This is a genomic window from Nocardia sp. NPDC060220, from assembly GCF_042727815.1.
Classification (GTDB): Bacteria; Actinomycetota; Actinomycetes; order Mycobacteriales; family Mycobacteriaceae; genus Nocardia.
Genome location: NZ_JBHWZY010000009.1, coordinates 1 through 21,582 on the forward strand (window position 1 = coordinate 1; position 21,582 = coordinate 21,582).

At 63.9% G+C, this 21,582-nt stretch carries 12 protein-coding genes and 1 pseudogene; 2 read left to right on the forward strand and 11 right to left on the reverse strand.

Going from position 1 to position 21,582, the window contains the following annotated elements; translation table 11 throughout:
* The 9 genes and pseudogenes from mobF to ACFWF3_RS01080 form a co-directional block, all read right to left on the reverse strand.
* On the reverse strand, window positions 1-4,919 hold a 4,919-nt coding region (gene mobF, locus ACFWF3_RS01040), incomplete at its 3' end, for a MobF family relaxase (protein WP_379311952.1).
* A gap of 334 nt (window positions 4,920-5,253) precedes the next feature.
* Window positions 5,254-6,747 (reverse strand): hypothetical protein, encoded by a 1,494-nt coding sequence (locus ACFWF3_RS01045; protein WP_379311953.1) that lies wholly within the window; start codon window positions 6,745-6,747, stop codon window positions 5,254-5,256.
* A 373-nt stretch (window positions 6,748-7,120) separates the two neighbouring features.
* The gene (locus ACFWF3_RS01050; protein ID WP_379311954.1) at window positions 7,121-7,711 is read right to left on the reverse strand and encodes a single-stranded DNA-binding protein; all 591 of its coding nucleotides are present in this window, start codon (window positions 7,709-7,711) and stop codon (window positions 7,121-7,123) included.
* A 228-nt stretch (window positions 7,712-7,939) separates the two neighbouring features.
* A pseudogene (locus tag ACFWF3_RS01055) lies at window positions 7,940-8,931 on the reverse strand (DUF4192 domain-containing protein).
* A 216-nt stretch (window positions 8,932-9,147) separates the two neighbouring features.
* A complete protein-coding gene (locus ACFWF3_RS01060; RefSeq protein ID WP_379311955.1) occupies window positions 9,148-10,770 on the reverse strand; it encodes a ParB/RepB/Spo0J family partition protein in 1,623 nt (540 codons plus the stop codon).
* 179 nt (window positions 10,771-10,949) lie between these two features.
* Window positions 10,950-11,165, reverse strand: coding sequence for a hypothetical protein (locus tag ACFWF3_RS01065; protein ID WP_379311956.1), 216 nt, complete (start codon window positions 11,163-11,165; stop codon window positions 10,950-10,952).
* Between the two features lie 105 nt (window positions 11,166-11,270).
* A complete protein-coding gene (locus tag ACFWF3_RS01070) occupies window positions 11,271-12,587 on the reverse strand; it encodes a hypothetical protein (RefSeq protein ID WP_379311957.1) in 1,317 nt (438 codons plus the stop codon).
* A gap of 122 nt (window positions 12,588-12,709) precedes the next feature.
* A complete protein-coding gene (locus ACFWF3_RS01075; RefSeq protein WP_379311958.1) occupies window positions 12,710-12,988 on the reverse strand; it encodes a hypothetical protein in 279 nt (92 codons plus the stop codon).
* 111 nt (window positions 12,989-13,099) lie between these two features.
* The gene (locus ACFWF3_RS01080) at window positions 13,100-13,717 is read right to left on the reverse strand and encodes a hypothetical protein (protein WP_379311959.1); all 618 of its coding nucleotides are present in this window, start codon (window positions 13,715-13,717) and stop codon (window positions 13,100-13,102) included.
* A gap of 370 nt (window positions 13,718-14,087) precedes the next feature.
* Between ACFWF3_RS01080 and ACFWF3_RS01085 the strand changes: the two genes are divergently transcribed.
* Entirely contained in the window at window positions 14,088-14,747 is a 660-nt protein-coding gene (locus tag ACFWF3_RS01085; protein ID WP_379311960.1) for a hypothetical protein, read from the forward strand.
* Window positions 14,734-15,906 carry a helix-turn-helix domain-containing protein gene (locus tag ACFWF3_RS01090; RefSeq protein ID WP_379311961.1) on the forward strand — a complete coding sequence of 391 codons (1,173 nt, stop codon included), beginning with the start codon at window positions 14,734-14,736 and terminating at the stop codon, window positions 15,904-15,906. The genes ACFWF3_RS01085 and ACFWF3_RS01090 overlap by 14 nt, the downstream gene beginning before the upstream one ends.
* Before the next feature lie 205 nt (window positions 15,907-16,111).
* Here the strand turns inward: ACFWF3_RS01090 and ACFWF3_RS01095 are convergent, their stop codons facing one another.
* Both ACFWF3_RS01095 and ACFWF3_RS01100 read right to left on the reverse strand, forming a co-directional pair.
* A complete protein-coding gene (locus ACFWF3_RS01095; RefSeq protein ID WP_379311962.1) occupies window positions 16,112-18,028 on the reverse strand; it encodes a UvrD-helicase domain-containing protein in 1,917 nt (638 codons plus the stop codon).
* Entirely contained in the window at window positions 18,025-19,902 is a 1,878-nt protein-coding gene (locus ACFWF3_RS01100) for an ATP-dependent endonuclease (protein ID WP_379311963.1), read from the reverse strand. Before ACFWF3_RS01100 ends, ACFWF3_RS01095 begins: the two co-directional genes overlap by 4 nt.
* Window positions 19,903-21,582: the final 1,680 nt, after the last annotated feature.

The following is a 21,582-nucleotide window of genomic DNA, read 5'->3' on the forward strand; positions in this document are numbered from 1 at the left end:
GCGATGCTCGCGTTGCGGGAGCGTTCGATGCTGCAATCGACACACGGAAGTCCCGCGACGGTGGGGATCGCGGCCAGGTCGTAGTCGATCGGGAACCCCGCAACCGGTGTTCGAGGTCGCTCGACCGTCCCTTCTTCAGGGCTGTCGGACGATTCTGCGTCGGCAAGATAGGTGTCGAAGGCGTCGTCGCCGGCTGCTTGGATCGAGTCGAACACGGTTGGTGTGAGGGTGGGGTCGGTGTGCTCGCGATGGTCGTAGACGGGGCGTGATCGTTCACGATCCGGGCCGGTGTCGCGGTGGAAGGTGTGTGGATCGGTCGTTGGTGTGCACGCTCGGATCAGCCCACGATGGTGCGGGAATTGGTCTGCAGCCCAGCGCAGTCGAGCCTGTGCAACTGGAAAGCTGTACCGGTACAAGGTATCCGCGACGGCGGTCAATACGCCGTGTTCGTCGTCGGATAGTGCGTTGCTGAAGCGGCGGAAGTTGTCGACTGCTTCGGTGATCCGCCCCGTTGCGAATAGTCGTGCGATGTCCTCGATCCCGGGGGTCGTGTCGCCGTGGGTGGGGTATTCGGTGGTGTCCGACCTGGTGGGCTCGTCCGTGCTGGGGGGCTGGCGGTTCTCGGCGGCGTCGGTCGCCGGTGGCTGTTCGTAATCGGCGGTTGTTGTGCCTGTTTCGGCGACGGTTGGTGTGGCTGGCTGGGGTGTTGGAGTGTGGTGGTGGAGTGCGTCGATGCGCCAGGCCAGCGCGGCGGCGAGCTGGTCGGGACGCAGCGGTGCAGCGTCGTCGGGTTGGGCGCCTTGCAGGAGTTCGTAGGCGGTACTGAGCAGATCGTGTGAGGACCAGGTGCTGGTAGCGCGTTCGACAGCGGCGACGACGCGTGGCCATGCCTGTTCGGTGGTGACCTGTTCGGCCATATGGGTGCCGAGGACTGCTTCGAGGTCGGGTAGCCACTCGGGCCGGAGGAGGTCGGTTCCGGTGGTGTCGAGAGCGGACGGCTCTAGTTCCAAGCGCGTCCACAGTGCCGCGGCGGGCATCTCATCGGGCAGCGGGTGGTGTGCGGCGGCATCGGTGAGCAAGGTGGCGATGTCGAGCCCGGCGCGGTCTGCGAGGTCGATCTTGTCGGCCACCGTTGGCCAGTAGGAGTCGGTTGTGATGCGGGGATCGATGCGGTCGACGACCTCGGCCCACCTGTTGCGCGGAAGCGTTGGATCGCCGTAGGCGTCGATGACGCGATGCTCGAGGCGCTGCTGGTGGTGGCGTTCGAGGTCGGTGTCGCGGGGTGGTCCGGTCGGTCGGGTGTCGGTGTCGGGGACGTGCAGTCCGGCTCGCCACACCGCAAGCTCGCCGAGCAACGCTGGGTCGGTGCCCAGCAGCGGTCGTACCCACGCGGGTGCGGTGCTCGGTGTCCAGCGTTGTGCGGTGGCCCGGATCTGCGCGGCGAGATCGACCACGATCTTTTCGCGTGCCGCGACGGGTTCGGCGACAACACGATCAACTATCTGGTCCGGAAGTCCAGGAGTCCACGCCAACGGACCGGTGCCTGCGGAATGAGCACCGGTCGGGTCCAGGCGCCAGTCCAGAACCGCGGCAGGATCATCAGCGGTGTCGAGTTCCCGTGTGCCAGCTGCGGCGCGGAGCGCGGCGACGGGATCGGCGCCGGTGAGCGCGATCAGAGCGAGGTGCTGGCGCAGGATCGGGTAGGCCGGACTGTCGGTCAGGTTCGGGTGGACGGTGTCGGCGGCGTGGTCGAGGGCTTCGAGTCGGGCAGGGCCGAGTGCGTGTTCGGCGGTCAGGCCGAGGGTGTCGAGGTAGATATCGACCGCTCGCCCGATCCGCAAGGCGGGGTCGAGGGCATCGCGCAGTGTGGTGTGTGCGGACTTTTGTGCTCCATCGCGAGCCATCACACGGTGCAGGACCTCGACTGCGGTGCGCGGGTAGGTGGCGGGTTCGGTGTAGATCGCGCCCTCGGCACCGTCGAGCGCGGTGACGATGTAGGCATGGTTGGCGTGGATTCCGCGGGTCATCGCGACATACAACTGTTGTCGGGATTCGCGTCCGGACAACGCGACATGGCAGGCATCGGCGGTGATTCCCTGCGCGGAATCGATCGTCGACGCGTACCCAAGACGCACATGTGCGCGCACATACTCGACCGGAAGCCGCACCGTTTGGTCGCTGTCGGTGCCACGGTGGCGGTGCGAAACGGTCAGCGAACCGTCGTTGTGGACGTCGTTGACGGTCCAGGAATAGCCGTTGCGGACCCAGTCGTGCTCGCCGAATCGCAGCTTCGGGTTGTTGCGTCGCGTGCGCACAGTGTCACCGACCGAGGCGAGAAGACCGTCGGCAAGCACCACTTCTGGACCCGGTTCGGTGCCGGTTCGAGCGATTCGGTCCGCGCGTGCGCGGGCGTTGAGTGCCGTCACCACCTCGTGCTTGGGCGCCAGCATGACCGCATCGCGACCCGCGAGATCATCGGCGGCCCAAGCTTGGTAGCTGTCGTCGTAAACCGATCCCGTGTGCCCGGCGTGGATGCGGTCGTTGTCCAGGTACCAGGCCAGCGCGGCGGGGTCGCCCTCGCGCAGTCCGATCGAGGCGGTCGCCTCGGCGGTAGAGGAGAACCGGACGACGTGCGACAGGGTGAGGGTTTGTTCGGGCGAGGCGGCGTTCATGTCGGCATCGGCGCCACCGGCGTCGATCGCCGGCAGCTGCTTGTCGTCGCCGATGCAGCGCACGGTCGCTCCACGTCCGGAGAGGAACTGCAGCAGTTGTAGGCGTTTGGTGTTGCCGAGTTTGACGTGTTCGTCGACGATCACCAGCGTTCGGGCGTCGATGTCGAGGACCCATTGGGGTAACGACGGCGGATGATCACCGGTGATGATCGGACCGTTCGGGCTCGGGGTGTGGCGGTGGATGACGTTGAGGAGTTTGTCGACGGTCTCAGCGCGGGTGCCGATCGATTCCCCGAGGACAGCGGCCGCAGCTGCGGTGGGGGCCATACCGAGCACGGTTCCGCCACCGGAATGCCATGCGGTGGTGAGGACTTGCATCGCTGTGGTCTTGCCGGTTCCGGCGGGGGCGTTGGCGGTGTGGACACGCAGCCCGGAGGTGGCGAAGGAGGAGATGACGCCGATCTGGCCGGCGTTGAGCGGACGATCCGGGTGCTCGGTGTTGTAGTGGGCGACCGCTTTGCCCACCAGCTCGGCGTTCAGGACGCGGGCGCCGGGTTCGACCGACAGCTCGATCAACGCTGCTTCGACTTCCAAGGTGGATTCGGTGGTGTAGATCTGGGAGTTCGCACGAACATGGACCGCGGTGGTGTCGCTGCGACGCAACCACATCGGTACGGCCCGCAAGACTGGTTGTTCAGCGAGGTCGGGGTCACCGCGTGCAACTGCAGACGGCGGTGACAGTGCCTCGGCCACAACTCTGTCGGGAATCCAGTTCCAGTCGGCGGATGCGATTCGGCCGCGGAGTTGTCGTTCGACCTCGGCGCGGAGGTTGAAGATCCCCCAGGTCGAACGCCGGGCCGATACGCCGACCAGTGCACGTTCGGCAGCCGCGGTGATGAACGCGGCATCGGGATCCGGGCGTGGTGTCGCAGGGACCGACATTGTCCGGGCCACGATCTCTTCGACGCCGTCACTGCCTCCGAATAGTTGACGGGCCTGTGCTGCCCAGGTGGCGCGTTGCTCGGCGAGTGAGGTCGAGAGGTGTTTGGTCGGGCGGGTTTCCAGCGTCGCGCGGTCGGAGAGGTCGTAGATCTCTTTCGGGGATGGTTCACGCCCGAAGGTTGTCTGGAATGCTGCGGTGAGCTGGTCGAGGCGGGCGACGATCGCGGCGCCTCGCTGTGACCATGCTTCGATGAGTTCCAGGGGTATGCCGACGATTTCACGGATCGGGATTTGTTCGGGGCTGCGGCCGGGCCGGGCTTCGAACTGCAGATCGAGGTCGGTTTCGAGGTGGTGCTCGATACGGGAGTCGAAGATTTCCGACGCGGTGACGACGGCTTCGTAGAGGGTTTTGGAGTCGATGGTGCGCCATTTGCCGTCGAGGGCGCGGACGCGGTTGGCGATCAGGATGTGAGTGTGGAGGTCGGGATCGCCTGCGCGGCTGTCACGGTGGGTGAATCCGGCGGCGACGATCCCGTCGACGTCGACCTGCCGGATCCCGTTGCGGCCCAAGCGAGTGAACATCGCGTTGTGCTCCAACCAGGTCAACACATCCTCGATCGCGTGCCGGTGCGCGGCCTCGATCCGGTGCGAAATCTCGGGTGACGCGAGCGCCCACAGGACTGAGACGCTTTTGACGGGGCTGAAGGTGATGTCGAAACCGGCGACGGCGGAGTGTTTCGGGCGTGAGTTCTTCGCGACCCATCCCGACAATTCGCGGGCATTCAACGGTGAGCGGTTGTACTCGGAGGTGAACATTTCTGTCGCGACTTGTGTGCGGATTCGTGCGCGTTCGTCGTCGGGGATTGCGGTAGTGGGTGGGAGGTTCTGTTCGGAATTGTGTGTACGAAAGGCATCGGAGCACTGTTGCCGGTACTGGGAGTGAGCTTCGTAGACGGCGAATTTGTTGCCCAGTTTCGATGCTTTCTCCGCGGCTCGGGTGGCTTCGCGGTCGTTGGCACCGAGGGTGATCTGGTGCGCGTAGACCCGGTCTTCGATCTGTTCGGCGTTCGGGTGGATGCCCAGACCGAACAGTGACTTCATCTGTGACTCAGTCACTTCCGCACCCGGGTCGATGCCGAGCGCGGTCAGGCCGCTGCCTTGCCATCGTCCGGGTGCTTCGCCGTGGGCTGAGTAGTAGTCGGCTAGTGAAGAGCGGCCACGTGCTGTGGTGTCGTTGGCGGCGATATTGCGTACGTAATAGTGGTATCCGTTGCCTGCGGTGACTCGGTGAATTGTTGCGACCATGCCTTCAGCTGTCGCCGAGAAAATAAGCTCTGGCAAGGGTGGAATTTCGCTGTGGGAAGTATTGGGAAATGTTGATAATCGTTGGGGGGCAACGTAATCAGATTGTTACTCCGTAATGTCAGACGTTTGCTCTGAAAATTGGGGAGATGAGAAGCGGGGTGTTATTGGTGTTGGAGGGTGAGGGTGCGTGGAGTCGTTGTGTCGGAGTGGCGCGGGTATGGGCAGAGAGCTATGGGCACAGCGAGGTTGCGGGCAATGGTGAGATCGGTTGGTGAGGTTGCGCGGCTGGGGCACCAAGTGGTCTCCCAGCCGCGCGCGAACGACGACGGGTCGATCAGGCGGAGACGCGGTGCTCCCGGGGCGCGGGGACCTCAAGTTCGAGCCAGACACGGCATACCGTGCAGAAGCCGTCGTCGTGAATGGGCTTGTATTCGGTGCACCCTTCACACCGGGCCTGACGCAGTCCTGGCGGCAAGGCACGCTCGCGACGGCGGCGCGGACGCGCAGACGCCGTCGCAGACTGCTGTTCGGCGGCGGCGGGCTCCGGTGCACCGGGCAACTCTGGGTGTTCGAGCAGGAACCCATCGATGGTGGCCATGAGCCACTCGGGTGCGCGGCGCCGAACCTCGGCGAGCAGCCCGCACGCACCGGCCGGGTAATGCTCAGCGAAGAACCGGCAGTACGCGGTCGCCAGATCGGCGAACGTGAACCCGGCCGCCAGTGCTGGTAGCCCGGGATGGTTGTCGCTGCGGCAGTAGTCGCACAGTCCGTCGTCGCTGCGGACGGTGTTGTCGCGGGCATGAATCGGTTGGCGGTCGGTGTGGGAGCGTTCGACGAAGCAGGACACGCACCGCCACCCCAAGGTGGGCGCCATGGCGGTGTCGAAGTCGTCGAGGCCGTTGCCCTGGAACAGGAAAGTGTCGCGGCGGTCGGCCCGGCCGTGTAGCCCGGTGCGCTGCGCGGCCCAGGCGACGGAGTCTTCACGTGACGTCACCGCTTCCCCGGCGACGGCGTGGGCGTGGTCGCGTTGATCGGCAACGTAGAGACAGTATTCGTGATCCCAGATCGCGTCGGCGAGGTCGGCGGGGCGTGGCGGCAGCTCGCCGGGGCGGCGCGGTGTCCACCCTCGGGGGGCACGGTTGCCGATGACGATGCCGCGGGCAGCGAGTTCGGCGAGCCGACGACGCAGACGGGCTTGATCGTCGACTTCGGTGTCGACGAACAGGTTCTCGCGGACGTAGTCAGCTACCTGGGACGGTTCGATCTCCGCTGGGCGTCGCTTCCCGCGGGCGAGTACGCGTGCGCGCACTTGGGTCGGGGTGAGGCGGGAGGCATCAATGCGTCGGGTTGCTGGTACGACCAGGCGTGAGGACGGGTTGCGCCACAGTCGGATCGACTGGCGTGGCATTTCGGCGGTCTGGAGTTGGGCGTGAAGTTTGGCGAACTCGTCGGCGACGGTGGAGTTGTTGCGGCGTGCTCGGGCTTCGAGGATTCCAGCCAGGTCGGCGGTTTCGTGGCTGTGTAGGCCGGGGTCGGTGTCGGGCACCAACTCAAGCATCCGGAGCCGCTCGAGGTCGTCGGCGGTCTTGAACCGAGAGGTGAGCCGGCTCAGTGCGGCGTCGAGTGGAAAGAGGGTGAAGACCTCGACCATGTAGTCGAGAAGCTTCCAGTCCTGCTCGGTCGCCAACGCCAGCGCAGCGGGCAGCGCTTCGAGCGCGCCACGGTGGTCGCGGTCGAGGGTGAGGAACGTAGCTCTGATGTCGGCGATCGCATTGATGAACAGATTCGTATCAGGCACAACCGATTCGATGACAGCGGTAGTGGACACAGCAGAACTCCTGACGTGGTCGAGAGATGACGGCGACACCCGGGCGCGCTGGAACTGCCACGCTTTTCACACAACGAGGGGTGCCGGGCTGGGGTGGGCCCAGCCGAGGGCTACCGACCAGGCCAGTGGGCGACACGGCGGAGGGAACGCGCCACTACGTGCGGGGGCGAGTTCCCCGCGCTCACCGCTAGACCGGTGGCCGCGGCTGGTTCGCGCGCGCGGGGGGCTCGTTTCCGCCGGGCGCGGGCCCGTAGCCGTGGCGCCCACTGGCCTGGTAGCCCTCGATCGGCTGGGCCCACCACAGACCGTCACCCCGGACCCCGTCCCGCCGACCCGAACACAGACCGGCGGTACGGAGAAACAGGCAACACCACTAGAAGTCGGGTTCACCGCCGAACACCCCCGCGGCGGCGCCGGCGAATATCGGCGTCGACCAGGGTTCGTCGCCGCCGAAGTCCTCTGCGCCTGCCGTGGTCGGACTGGGTTTCGACCACGGATCGTCCTGTCCGTGGCTGTCTACGACGGCGCCGCCGCTGTCGGTGGCTCCCGTACGGGGACCGTCACGATGACCGAAACCGCTGCCGCTGTTTTTGCGACTGCCAGCAGCTCGGGTGAGGGTCGCGCGGGCCCAGCGCAGGCTCGGGCCGATCTCGTCGACGTCGAGTTCGAACACGGTGCGTTGCTCACCATCGCGGGTTTGGTAACTGCGCTGCTTGAGCCTGGCCATCAGGATCACCCTCGAGCCCTTCGACAACGACTCCGCCGCGTTCTCCGCGGCCTCGCGCCACAGGTTGCAGCGCAGAAACAGCGGGTCCTTGTCACGCCACTCGCCGGTCTTGGGATCGCGAAAGCGGGGAGTTGACGCGACGGTGAAGTGCGCTACCGCCACGCCTGCTGGTGTGTAGGTCAACTCGAGGTCGGAGCAGAGATTTCCTACGATCTGCAGATTCGTATCTCCGGACATGACAAAGCCTTCCGTTGTTGAGAGGAGGTCGGGACAGCCCCGGCACGTGTCAGCGCAATGCGACCGCACGGTTGCTGTATTCGCTGGAACGGATCCGACGGCGGTGCGCCCGGAACCAGCGATGGCACGGCGCACGCGGTGTATCGATGAGGAATCGCCGCGGCCGGCACCGGCCCACCGCCCGGCTGTGACTCGATGTCGCGACAGACGGCTCTCGCCGCTGCGAGATCAGACGGTCGCGGCGATGTCGATGCCGAGCTCTGCCGCGATCTCGCGTCCGGTGTCGGCCATCCTGCGGATCTTGTCTGGTCGAATGCACTCGCGCAGTGCGAGATCCAACAGGTTCGCGATCACGTGGTCGGGGTCGGCGTGCAAGGCTTCGGCGATCGCGATGCCGGCCACGACTGTATTGCCGTGGTGGTAGGCGCTGTAGCCGAACAAGGTAGCGGCATCAGCCCGGTCCGGGCCCTGCGTCGCGGACGCGATCTGCCGCCACAGTGCCTCCGCTGGAGCGCGGTGGTCGGTAGCGGAGAGCCCGAACATGATGTCGCGGACGATCCTGTCGCATAGGAGTGCGACGATCGTGGCGAGATCCTCAGCCGTCGGCAGTATTTGGTCGGCAGTGCTGACCTGGGCGAGCATCCACTCGATGGCGTCGCGCCGAAATGCGTTGGCGTGTTCTGCGTCGTCCGCCTCGACGAGGTTGTCGCGGTAGCGGTCAACGGCAGCGCCGATGTGGGGCTGTAGTTGGGCGGCGAGATCTGCGTTCGGGTGAGTAGGTCGGCGAGCTCGTCGCGGGAACCGTAGATCTGGTTGCCGTCGAGGACGTGAGCGAACGCCACCGTCGACGCGCGAGGATCATCCACCTGACCGTCACGACCGAGGATCAGCAGGTCCTGGTATTCGGCGCCGGTCGTGATCTCGCCGACCCACCAGGCGTGACTGGGTCCGATCCCCGCCCGATCGAGGTGGTGCAGAACATCCTCGACGAACGTTGACGCGTTCGGCCGGTCATCGACGGCTATCAGCATGGTCGAGGTCAGATTCTCGCGCAGGCACACCGATTCGACCACATTCGCCAGGTGCCGAGCTCCGGCCTGGTCGGCGGCGGCGTCGATGTCGAACCGCATCACCGCCCGAATCGACTGGTCACCGTCCGGTGTGGCGTCGGCGCTGAGCAAAGCCATGACCAACGACCGGGTGGGAACGAATCCGAGCATCGCAGGGATCGCCGCGATCAACTCGCCAGCGTCATCGACGCGCAGGCGCGGGACGTTGTTCTCGGTGTTGCCGGGGTTGGCGTCGGGCTCATCGAACGCCGGGCTGCTGATTTCGTCGCTGGCTTCCACAACGGAGTTCCTTTCGAATCGGCGGGCAGGACAAGGCGGGCCGAGATCCCCTGGTGCGACAAGGGACTCGGCCCGCCTCGAGTGCGGTTATGCGGCGTGTGCGTCGGGCTCGCTGATGGGGGTGTCGATGTCGATGTGTTCGTAGTCGAGGTCGCCGACCGCGGCGAGTTCGACAGGGACGAGTTCGTGGCCGACTTGCTGGAGGAACCGCAGGTAGCGGTTGACACCGGCATCGGCGTAGCGCCATGAATTTTTGACGGCGCGTTTTTCGTGGGCGCCGAGAACGAGTCCGAGGACGATGACCTGACAGCGCGCCGGTTTGGCGGTCTCGACCACCTGTTGGAGCTCGCGCCGCCACGTTCCCTTGCCGACGAGCAACTCGGCCGCGGTCTCGAAGGCGTTGTACTCCCCGAGCAGGGCAGGCTCTGCCACCAACGCTTCGGCGATGAACTTCGAGGCCTCTGGCGGCAGCGTCTTGCGAGCGAGGAGCCGGATGACGAACTCCCGACGTACTTCCATCGCGGCGAGTCCCTGCTTGTTGAGTTCACGTACCCGCCGTGCCGCTAGCCGCTCCTGCGCGCGTCGCGCGGCCGCTTCGGCCTCGGCTTCGGCTCGTCGTGCGGCGAGCTCCTCACGCACCTCCATGCCGGGGTCGTCGCTGACACCGACGTCGATGGGTTCGGCATCGGGCACGTCGCTGATCAGGCGCAGACCCGCGGCGTCGAGTCGGTCGGCGGGCAGGAAGTAATCGGCCTGCCAGCGATCGTGTTGAGTGACTTCGCGAGCGTGGCGCAAACCGTCGGCGGGCTCGCGGTCGGGATCATGCTCGGTGTTCCAGTCGACAGTGGCCGCATCGACGGTCTCACCGGTATCGCGCTCGACGGTCAACGGAGTGCTCGCCTGTTCGATCCACACCAACCAGCCCGCATCCGCCGCGAGGTGATCGACGTCGACAGTGTCACCGTTGACGTCGACCAGATCGTTCGCGTGGACCAGTACCGGGTCGGAACCACCGCAGTCCGGATAGTCATGCAGTACGCCGAATCCCGCCTCGGCCCAGGGCAACACCGCGGTGAAGTAGGTCCGCCGTTCGGCGCGATCGTTGGCGATCAGTCGCGCTTCGTAGCTGAAGTACCCGCGGTCGATGTCGAGCAGCTGCCGCACCGCGTCGGTGTCGCCCACATTTTCGTACTCGGCCAGGATCGCGGCCTGTTCGAAGTCGAGCTGGCCGGCGTCGACAGCTTTGCGGGCGGTAGCCGAGGCACCGATCTTGCCGGCCTGTTTGATCTCGTCTCGTTTGGTCTGCAGTGCTTTGCCGACGCGGGTAACCGACGCTCCGAGTTCAAGTGCGAGCGCGATTCCGGCAGCACGGTCGCCGTCGGTGAGCGCGATCCGACGATCGTTGACCGTGATCTGGGTCAGGATCCGCGAGATCTCAGCATCTTTCGCGGCGAGAGCCTCGTCGGGTTCGATCAACCAGACCGGGACCTGCTCGATCCCGACAGCCAAAGCGGTCAACGTGCGGAGCTGCCCATCACGGACTGTCGCGGTGAGGTCTTCGGGGCGACCGTAGGCGGTGATCGGCGTCAGCACCCCGTGCTCGGCGATCGAGTCGGCCAGCTCGGGAAAGTCGTCGAGGTTGAACGTTTCGCGCACGTTGTTGTCGGTGATGAGAGTGTGCGGATCACGGAATACCGCGACTGCGTTCATGGGGGTGGGCACCGTGCGCTGCGGAGCTGTCGGGCCCAGGGATTGTGGGATCGGTGGTGGTGTCGGGGGTCATCGAAAATCCTCCTGAATGGCGAGGAAGGCAGGCACACCGACCGAGTGCACGGTGTCGGTGCCTGCCTTCGATGGCGAGCATGGTCTCGGTCGCGGGACCGGCGGTGTCAGTCCGCAGTCGCGGCACGAGTGGTGACGTTGATCGGGCGCAATCTGCGGGCGCCGTAGTGGTCGAGGTCGGTGTAGGCCCAGTGCTTGGCTTTCCAACCCGGATCGCGCTCGCGCCACTGCGCGACCGTGGTGGCTGTCAGGTCAGTCGCGGAGCCGGCGATACCGTGATGGACGGCCAGATCGAATTCGGGACGGGTCACCGAGTCGGTCATGGAAGAAACCTCCGAAAGTCTTGAGCGTGGACAGATTCTGTGAGGTGCCCGCCGACGGATAGGAGACGAGCAGCGATTGGTCGGTGAAGAAGCGCGCCGGTGCGTTCACACGAGGGTCATGGCCCTGAGAGCGAGGTCATCGAGTGCGTCCGCGCGGTCGGGGTCGGGAATCGTCTGGGAGAAGCTGGTGACCGCATTCGCGATCCCCGCCGCGGTGAGCTGCCCGGCAGCGATGAAATGCGACAAGATCCCGGCGCGTTCGTCCTCGCTGAAACCCAACTTTCCCGCCAAGGCCTCGATCGCCTTGTCCGGTTGACCCACCGGGGTTCCGGCGTGGCGTTCGAGTTCACCGACTTGTGCGGTGAGGAATTCCGGCGAGAGCCATTCGGTGACCTTGTCGCGGGTTTCGGCGGTGATCACCGCCAACCGTTTGCGGTAGGTGTCGTGCGACCAGGTGTCGACGGCGCCGATGTCGAGGCGGTCGCCGAGGTGTCGTTTGGTGTAGGCGAGCAACGGGATGGTCAGCCCGTTGCCGCAAATCTTCACCACCAGTTCGGGTTTCAACGTCACCGCGTGATGACCGACCTCGGAATTGGAGAACCGGAACCCCGCGAAGACCACCGGCTCCCGCCCGGACCGATAGCCCTGACCGTCGCGAGCCGCCATCCGCCTCCCCCGGTCCAGATCGCCTGCGACTCTGCGCCGTTCGGCTTCGAGCTCAGGGTGGGCGAACGGGTTTCGATAGTTCCGTAGAAACGTCGGCGCCAACGCGGAGACCTTCGGCGAATACACCTTGCAGTGCATCGAGGACTCGCTCAAGTCCGCCGACCGCACCACGACCTCGGCATCGGCGGCTTTGATGCCGTCCAGCACCGCGGTCAGCACGTCGAGGTTGTCGATGATGCCGTACCGATCAGACAGGAATGCCCGCAGCACCCCAGCCTCGCCAACCTCACCAGTAGTGAACAACCGCAACAGAAACGACCGATCCTGCCCATCAACACGCAAGCGGGGATCGTCGTGGCCATGCAACAGGCCGTTGACGTTCGCGTCATAGAGATCGGTCCGTTGCTGCTCGCGCAACCACTTCAGATAGCCGACCGGGATCTTGAGCTTGGTCGCCAACTGCGCGTCAGCGACCGCCGTGGGCAGGTAGGCCCCGTCGGCGAGGGTGACGCCGCGCTCGTCGATCACCGGCGCGACACCGGACAGTTCGAGCAATCCTTCGCGTGCCCGTAACGATGAGCCGAGTACAACGACGTCGACCTTGGCGGCCTGCTGACGATTCAGCAACGTGACCAGATCACCCAACTCAGCATGACGAACAGAAGAAGCCAACGACACGACAAACTCCTTGGGGTTGACATGATTGGCGTCGGCGGCCGACATGGCATCGCCGACGCGGAATTCTCTGGTAGACAAGAGATGTGACGTTCGCGCCAGCTCGCATCCGCCGCGAGCGGTCGAGGGCAGCGTGTGGCCGTAGCGGCGCGAGTCGTCGACGACGTCGAACGGACCTAGGTTGCTGGTGGCGCAAAGTGAGGTCAGTCCCCGGCCGAGGAGGTCAGCCAGCGCGTCAGGGTCCGCAACTGCTGCCAGATATGGCCGCGCTGGGTTTCGCCGCTGTCCTCGTATTCGCTGTTCCACAGATAACTCACGAGGATCTGGGCGGCGCTGACAACGTCATCGCCAGCAGCCAAGGGCACTTGCGCGTCTGACTCTGCGCCGATTTCAGAGTCAGCAGGAGTCAGCGGAGTACCGCACAGATCCAGATCCGAAACAGTGGCGGTGTCAGCCAGTTCAGGTGTACCGGCGTCCGTCATCGAGTTCCCTCCGAACTGCGACCTTGGTCTTTGCGAACCGCGTGTCCTCGCTGACCACCGAGCGCACTGAATCCAGCTAGCGCCGTGTCGGTCGCCGATTCAATGACGCCGTCATCGGTAAGACCAACCGTTGCCGTGGGGTTTCAGAATTCGCCGATTGCCGCGTTCCCACGCAGCGGCGTTGGGGTCGTCAGCGAAGCGGTGACCGTCTGCGTAGACGGTCACCGACAGCTGATGCGCGCGTACAAGCGCCTTGATCGCACTATCGAGACCAGCTCGATCGAGGATGTGGAACGCCACCGGCCCAATGGTCAACGCGACGAAGCTGATCGTGCGTCGCATCCCCAGGTGATACATCCGCTCCACCGACGCAGCCCCGGTCGGCGTATGCGTCCAGGTGATCGCGGCCAAGACCGCGACATCGGACACCGGATCCTCCACCACGGGTATCGGCACCCGCTCGACCACGCCGACCATCGCCTGACGCGCCAACCCGAACAGCCCCAACATCCTCTGAACCTGTTCCGCCGCCGTGAAAGTCATCGCGACCCGTCCCCACCGGACCATGATCCGCGCCTCACTAGTCCCGGCCCCGACGACGTCGAGTGCGATCCGCTGCTCCCCGGCCAGCACCGCGGTCACGGTCGTGACCACACCGGATTGACGGTCCACCGGTGGCCGACGAACCTGGCCGACCGGTGTGATGTCGGGCGATTGTGTAGTGGTCATGGCAGGGTTCCGTTCTGGTCGAGTCGAATCGGGACAAGATGGACTGGCACTGACAGGCAGGGGGTCTGGTGCTGTTCGCCGGACGATGCGAGGCCTCGTGAGTGCCGCATCTAGGCAGAACGCGGGCCCATGAACTTGTCCGATGCGCCAAGGCCTACTTGCCGTCGCTCGTTGGTCGTTGGGGACGGGATGGTGGCGCTGCCGTGCTGCTTGGGCCGGAACCGGCGACTGCCGCCCATAGCGGACCTGGCCCTCGTCGCCCTGATCCGATCGGGCGGTACTGGACGGTCGTCCGTGTCGCCGTGCCGGAACTTGTATTGCATCTGTGCTAATAATAGAAGCAATACGTAGATCGTGGGGAGGCTATGTCGTGACCAGCACCAGCAGCGTGACAGCAGCGATTGAGACTCAGGCGAAGGCTTTAGGGCCGATCTTGTTCGCCGGAATGGCGGCGTCTTTGGTCAGTTCTGGCCGCAGGGCCCGCAGTCTCTCGCATCCCAAGTACCCGCATCTGCTTCCGCTCATCTTGAGAGCCGAGTTGCGTGAGTTCCTGGAGTCCGAGACTCTGCCGAACGACTGGGCTGTGGGCGGTGATCCGCGAGCTATGGGGCAGTTGTTGCTGGTGAATCCGGTGCTCGGCATGGAGATGTCGTTCTTGAAGGAACGTCGTCGTACATACCCCGGTGGTGTACCGACCGCAGGAAGAAATCCGGCGCGTCGTGCCCGCTGGACCCAGGGTGAGCTCGATCTCGATCTTGGCCTGCCCTCACTGCCTTCCACTGCGGATCCCGAGGTGAAACTCCTACTGTGCTGGGACTTTGCTTCTCGCGCGACGCTCGACCAGTTCGTTCTCCGTATCGTCCACACCCTTGCGCCGGGCAAGTACGGGTCGGCGGTACCGTGTGATTTGATCTTGGAGGTTCAGGACAGCGGCAGCATCTTCAGCCACCTGAAGTTCGCCGGCTCCGACGACGCCGATGAAGACTTCTTCAGCGTCGACATCCAAAAGGACGAGAATGGGTTCACCTGACGAGGACGCGCGTGACTTCCACGGGCAGCGGCTGACGGCGCTGCGGGAGGTCTTCGGCCTCACCCAGACCGCGTTGGCCGAGCGAATCGAAGTCTCGCAGTCATTCCTTTCGCAGGTAGAGCGAGGCGCGCGCCCAATTCCTGACGCCCTGGTGGTGGCGGCATCCGGTGAGTTCGGATTGCCTGTGTCCTTCTTCTCGGTTCCGCCCACACCACTCGACGTGGCACAGGCTACGTTCCGCAAGACCGCGCGCGCGGGCGCGAAGGACGAGCAGCGGTTGCTGCGGCTGTACAACGAAGCTGCCCGACTGTTCAGGACAGTGTCGGAACAGTCGGGCTATATAGAGGCGAACTTGCCCGAGCCCGCCGACTACGATCACGACCCTGAAGCAATCGCCCGAGCGATGCGTCGGCACGCTGGCCTCGATGATGAAGCGCCAGTGCTCAATGCCACTCGCTGTCTCGAGCGGTTTGGCTTCGGTGTCGTCGACCGGCTCGACGAACACGGCCACGGCGGCCGCGGCCATACTGGCATCTCGCGTCCGTCTCGTTTGACGAGCCGTCCGCTGGTCGCCCTCGTCGAGGATGTGCCGGGCGCGGTCAAGCGGCTCACCGTATTACACGAGGCCTATCACTGGATTGCTGATCGCGACCGGTGCAGTCCGATTGCGAGTACGCGCAGCCCTGAAGAGCACCATGCATTCCGGTTCGCAGCAGCCTTCCTGCTGCCGGAGGAGGTTGTTCGCGGGCGCGTATCGGAGTCGCTGAACCTGCACGGTTACCTGCCGATCAAGGCGGACTATGGGATTTCCGTTGGTGCGATCATCCGCCGGGCTCACGACCTGAATGTAATCAGCAGCCAGCGCTATCGGAGTTTGTCTATTCAGTTGTCGTCGCAGGGCTGGCGCACCGACGAGCCGGTCGAAGTCGCCGACGAAAGGCCGCTATTGCTGAGTCAGGCGCTCTCTCAGGTCTATGGATCTCAGCCAAACGCTCGCGCGTCGCACGTGTTGGGACTAGCTCCGGGATGGATACATCGTTGGACACACGGCGGGGCCCGCGACACGATTGAAAATTCGGGCGCAGTGATCGATTTCGCGGCCGCCCGCCGGCAAGGGTCTCGTCGCGAGCATGCCAGCCTTGGCCTTAGCCGGTACTGAATCGTGCTGCACCTGGCTGAGTCTCAGACTTGTTCAACGGTGCGATGTCGAGTCTGCAGAAGGTCTGTCGCACCGTTGCCGGAATCTGTAGCGAGTTTGATTCGCTGAACTAGGGGTGGATGCCGCGGGTGGAGCACCTCCACGGAGCGAAGCCGGACCGGACCTTGACCTGCTCGATGGTTACAGCCCCGTCAGCAGTAGATTCTCAACGGGGATCACTTCGAAGGGTGAGGTCGTGCACGACCCAGTCGTTTGAGACGAAGAAGTCCAGATATGACGATGCTCGATCTCGGTGAACTGCGAATGCAAGTAGCTGGGTGGGTCGTGTTGCTCCGACGAATACTAATTGGACGATGTCTCGAACGGTCTGCGTTGCGCTGGCGAGGTCCCCGTCCGTTGCTAGAAGTCGAAGCACCTCGTGGACGTCGTGCTTCTTTCCCGTTCGGTTCAAGCACTCCAAAATGAGTGTCGCGCTGTGAGTTTCGCCTTTGGCACGCTGAATGGATCCGAGCTCACTATGCACTGTCGCCGCCACGGCTTCGTCCAGTTCACCAACACCCGCCGCGTCGGCAGCTCCGGACGGCGCGACGTAGTCGGCGAATTCACCTAGCACGATCCGAACTGGACCGGCTTGGCTCAAGAGTTCCGACAGCAGGCCAGCCATACGGACCATCAGACTGCCCCAACTGGTCTCGTCGTCGTTCTGTGCGATCAGGATGGTCAGGAGCAAGGCCCTCATTCGGCCGCCCGGGGTCTCGATGCCTCGGCTCAGGGCACGTAGTGTTGGTAGGACTCCATTCGCGGCGGACCCAGTAGCGACTCTCACGGCTTCCCAAAGCATGTCGACCGCGGCGCCGCTTGCTCCAGATCGCCACTGGATTCGTGCCGCGCGTGCAGTGACGAGCAGTGAGCCTTGTCGATCGCCCGGGATAGTTGCGGCGAACTCCGGTACGTAGCAGGCAAGAGACTGGGGAAATGCTTTCGCATTGGTGGGGCGCAGCCGTGCGGCCAGGACTCGTGGTGGACGGACCTTGAGCAGCGGGTATGGAACGACCTCTCCTGCAATCCGTTCGAAGGCCGGAACGACCTCTGTCACGGATAAATCGTCGTACAGCAGAATCGCGATCGTTCCAGCGGGACCAGCGCCGAGGATACGTTGGTCGCGGTGGACTGTGAGCGAGCTGGCGAGTTCGGCGATGCTCTTGCCGAATCGGCGACTGACGGGCAGTTCGAGGCTGTCCGGGCGTGGGAAGGAGTCGGTGGTCGTGGTCTCGGTGGTGAATATTCGTTGGTTGACGTCACCAACGCGCTGCACGCTGGTCGACGGGTCACCGAAAACTTGGTCCAGCAGTTTTTGTTGTAGCGCGCTTGTGTCCTGCACTTCATCGACGAGCACAAACGGGAAGCGATACGCGACTGCACGACCCAGGGTCGGACGCCGGTTGAGATGGAGTTCGGCCAGGGCAAACATGTCCGCATAGCGGAAGATGCCCTGGTTAGCCAACTTCTTCTTCAGGGCCGTGAACTGCGTACCGCTAGCACTGTCGAGGCCGAACGGCAGCGTCCGCGTAGATTGAATGATGAGTTCGCCCGAATCGAATTTGAACTCGGCGCGCGCAACCAACTCGTCGCCGTCTTGCTGGCGGCCCAGCGAGGATCTCAATATTTTGAAGGCTTTGTCGCTTGCGAGGGTACGTCTCGCGCGGTCCGCGTACGTGTCGTCATCGACGATCTGGACCTGCTTGCGCATCCCGCGGAGGTAGGGCATCGCGAGGAACGTGCTGGTGAATGACTGGATCGTGCCGATGAAATGGGGATAACGCTGCAACCTAGCGCCGGAGGGGGAATTCCTGATGCGGGCGAGGATCTCGTCCTTCGCGGTATTGGTATGCGAGAGCACGCAGACGCCGCGGGTCGTGCTCGTCCAATGTTCGGCGAGTAGCAGGAGCTTGAGGCCGACAAGGCTCGTCTTTCCGGAGCCAGGGGCAGCCTGCAAGTCCAACGTGCCGACACTCTGAAGAAAGTCCCATTGTTCCTGGTTGGAGAGCTGCATTCCTAGTTCAGAGGCACACGCTTGAATGCGATCGCGGGTGAACGCGTCAGCGCGGTACAGGGTTGTCATCGCGGGGCATCCGCGCACAGGTAGGCGAAGGCGTGAACCAGGTACTCGGGTAGCTGTTCCTCTGTGATGGGAGTGGTCTTGAGGAGACGTGCGGCGTGCTGTGCGGCGATCGGCTTACTCGCGTCCTCCATGCGTAGTGGCCTGTAGATGTCGATGGCAGCGGCCTCCAACGACTTTCGTTCGGCCCGCCACTGGGCGACTTCCTTGGCCGCCGACGTATCGGAGTCTTCGAGGACATTCGCTTTTGGCCAGGCAGACTTCGATGCGACCGCTGCACGCACCGCCTGATGCATTAACGTTGCCATTTCCCAGGACGCGGCGGCAAGATCGTACTCAAGGGTCCAGTGGTCGGAGACGAAGGTTCGCACATTGCCGCTGTCGCTGGCAGTCAACCGATCTACATACGCGACGATCGCGTCCGGTGTCATCTCTTCGACGGATTTCAGCTTTTTCCGCATGTCTTCAGGTGTCCCGGCCGGCGCCAGGTCGCGGTCGCGGATGCAGGCGACCGACACGGGGATCTGCTCGCCATCGCGTTGGAAGATGCGGCTGTATCGGAACAAGCCCACTGTGCCGACGTTCACGACGGTGACGCCGCTTGCGTTGAAGGAGGGCCCTATCGCCGCGGCAAGCGCGGGTAGAAGGATCGCTTCGGCGTCGCCCTCAACGATCGCAACAGCACGGGCAAAGAACAGGCCAGCCTTGGTGACATCGAGGAAGCGGGTCAAAAACTCGTAGTCGCCGTCGGCTAGTTTGGTTTGGCCCGAGGCGAGGCGAAAAGTGCGTCCCTTTGCCACGAGGGTCAGATGCTGCACCGGAATCGCAGACGCCAGGTTCGGGCTGTGGGTGCTCAAGAGAACCTGAACTGGACCGGTGGAGCGCTTTTTGCCCGGGTCGGTCTTGGCGCGGTCTTGCAAGAGGTCCATGATCCGAGCCTGCAGTTGCGGGTGTAGATGTGCTTCAGGCTCCTCGATCAGGAGCAGGGGCGCGATGTCGCTGTTACCGAGCAACAGCAGCTCGGCGGCCATGAACAATGCATTGTTGTACCCCAGTCCTCGCCGAGTCCACTCACCGGTTTCCGGTGCCAACACCAGCTCCAACCGCTCCAATGCTCGTGCTAGCGTGGCGTCCCCAGACACCGTGATCTGGCCCCGCAAACTATCCGAACCGATCGCGAATTTGTTCAGATATTCGGCATTGATGTCATCCAGCGCCGCAGCCACCGAACTGTTCCTCGCCAGATGGTGCTGGGCACGACGCAGGATCCCCACCAAGGTGCTCGCAGAATCGGCTTCTTCATCGAAGTCATCCTCCCCCTGGGCGCTCATAGCTGGGTAACCCGCCAGGATCTGCGACAGCCGCGATCCCCGCCCCGAACGCAATTCGGCTTCAGCGTCTCGCAGCGGACGCAGGTAGGTGGCTTTGAGTAGCTCGCGCGCCGTGCCGTCCAGTGCCGGACCGCTGCCATCCGGCCCGGTTCGGGTCGTGACTGAGATGCGCTGTGGACGGGTCGGGTCCATTGCTTCAGCGTGGACGGTGACAAACAGGCTCGCAGTGCCGTCGGAGTCGGTCGTGATGAGCTCTAGGAAAGTGGCCTGCTCCTCCATAGTGAGTTCGGCGAAGCCGCAGGTGATGGTAAAAGCCGTCGCTCTGCCTTCAGGGCCGACGTGAAAGTCATCGCGGCTGACCCGGTAGTAGTCCGCAGCGGTGGTGAGCAGGCAGATTCGAACCGCATCGATGATCGCGGACTTTCCGCTGTCGTTCTCTCCGACCAGGACGTTCGTGCCCCGATTGAGCTCTAGCTCCAAGCGGCCGTCTTCGTCGCTACGTTCTCCTGGGCTCGATCCGAAGATGCGGAAGTTTTCAGCACGCACGCACGACAAGTACAACGGCGCTCCCCTGTGACCGGCCCTACGCGCTGGTGTGCGCAGGTATCCACAACCGCCCCACCTACACGCGGCTTCCAAAGATGTTACGAGCCAGAAGGTATTGCGCTGCGGCGGGACCCGTCATCGGCTCTGTGCGCCGTCTTCCGACGACTCGCGGGGGTACGTGGACCGCCACTCACTGCCGGAGTGACAACGCCGCTCGGCGCCCCAACTCGGGCATGGGCTGCGGAGATATCGAACCTACCCGGCGGGTAAGAGAGACTGCGACTTCGCCGCGTCGGCAACTTGAACTCACTTTCGCCGATCGGGCCTTCGCGTAGTGAAACTCCTTGGAGAAGAACGCACGTCACCCTGCTGAACCCGCGTCATACTGTCGTCCGTTACGCGAGGAACATGCCCCGCCATGGTGTTGGTGTCCAACGCTGCGGCGATCTAGCGGTGGGCGCGATTCGGTGGTCGTGGGTGGGGTTGACAGGACCGCAAACGACCTGACGCGGCCCTCTGTCGAACCGCAGGAAGACGCTACCCGAGTCCACCTACGGTCGGTATGGTCCACAGCAGAGGAGGATGGATGATGTGTAGCGAGAGGCTTGTACCGGAACGGACGATCGATTCGTTGCTTGCGGCGGAGATCGTTCGGCACGATCCATTCGCTCTCATCTGGTCGCCGACGCAGTCCCGTGGTTCGGTTGACCATGTTGTGGGTTTCACCTCGAACAATCTGGCGATATTCGAGTGCAAGGCAGTTGATTCAGCGTCCAAGGGACGTCGATGGACTGCGCCGATCGACCTTGAGCAACTGCGCCAGTACGTAGCACTCGGCATCCCAGCTCTCTATACATTCCTGGTCAAGCCGCCCACTTTAAGACGGCCCGACCAACGCAACTGTGAAATTCAGCCGTGCCACCTGATACCGCACTGCTCGGCCTGTTGCACAGACGCGCGGTCGTATGGCGGACTGAATCACCGCGTGATGTCAGCACCGGCAGTGCTTCGGCTACAACCTTGGTTCTGTCACTGGGTCTGGGTTGTCCCGGCCAGTGACCTACAGCGGGACTTACTACCGAGCGGCGCCCGCGGACAGTTGACAACGACCATCCCGCTCGATGACGGCTGGTTCCACAAGCATCACACCTACGGGACCAAGGTGACGCGTTTGTGCCACTTCCTACGCGAGGCAACATCGGGATACCACACCTGGTCGACGCCCAGCAGCGTCAGCAACATCGTCGGGCTGTTGAGCGAGGTACGTTGGCCCACAGACGATGGAGCCTCGACGCTACCTGTCATCGTCGGGTTTTCGCGTGGCGCTGATACGCCAGTTCGGCCGAGGACGCCCCGCGTCCAGTAGCTACCGGGGTCCAACTTCTGTCGGTGCGCGAACTGGAACGTGACCGCCCGTTGTGGGTCGCAGTGGGTGTGACCCAACTCGACCCACAACACGGAAACAACACGGATTCAACGGGAATCAACGGGCCCAAGTGGGATCCAGCGGGAACTCCTCGAACGTCAAAACCGCAGGTAATGGGCTGTTTTGGGATGCTTTGAAAAGCGTTGGGACACAGAGAATTTGGATCGGCAGGTTTCTGGTTCGAGTCCAGATGGGGGAGCATCTACCAGGGCAAACGTCATCGTTTGACCCTGGTTTTTGACTATTCTGACCCC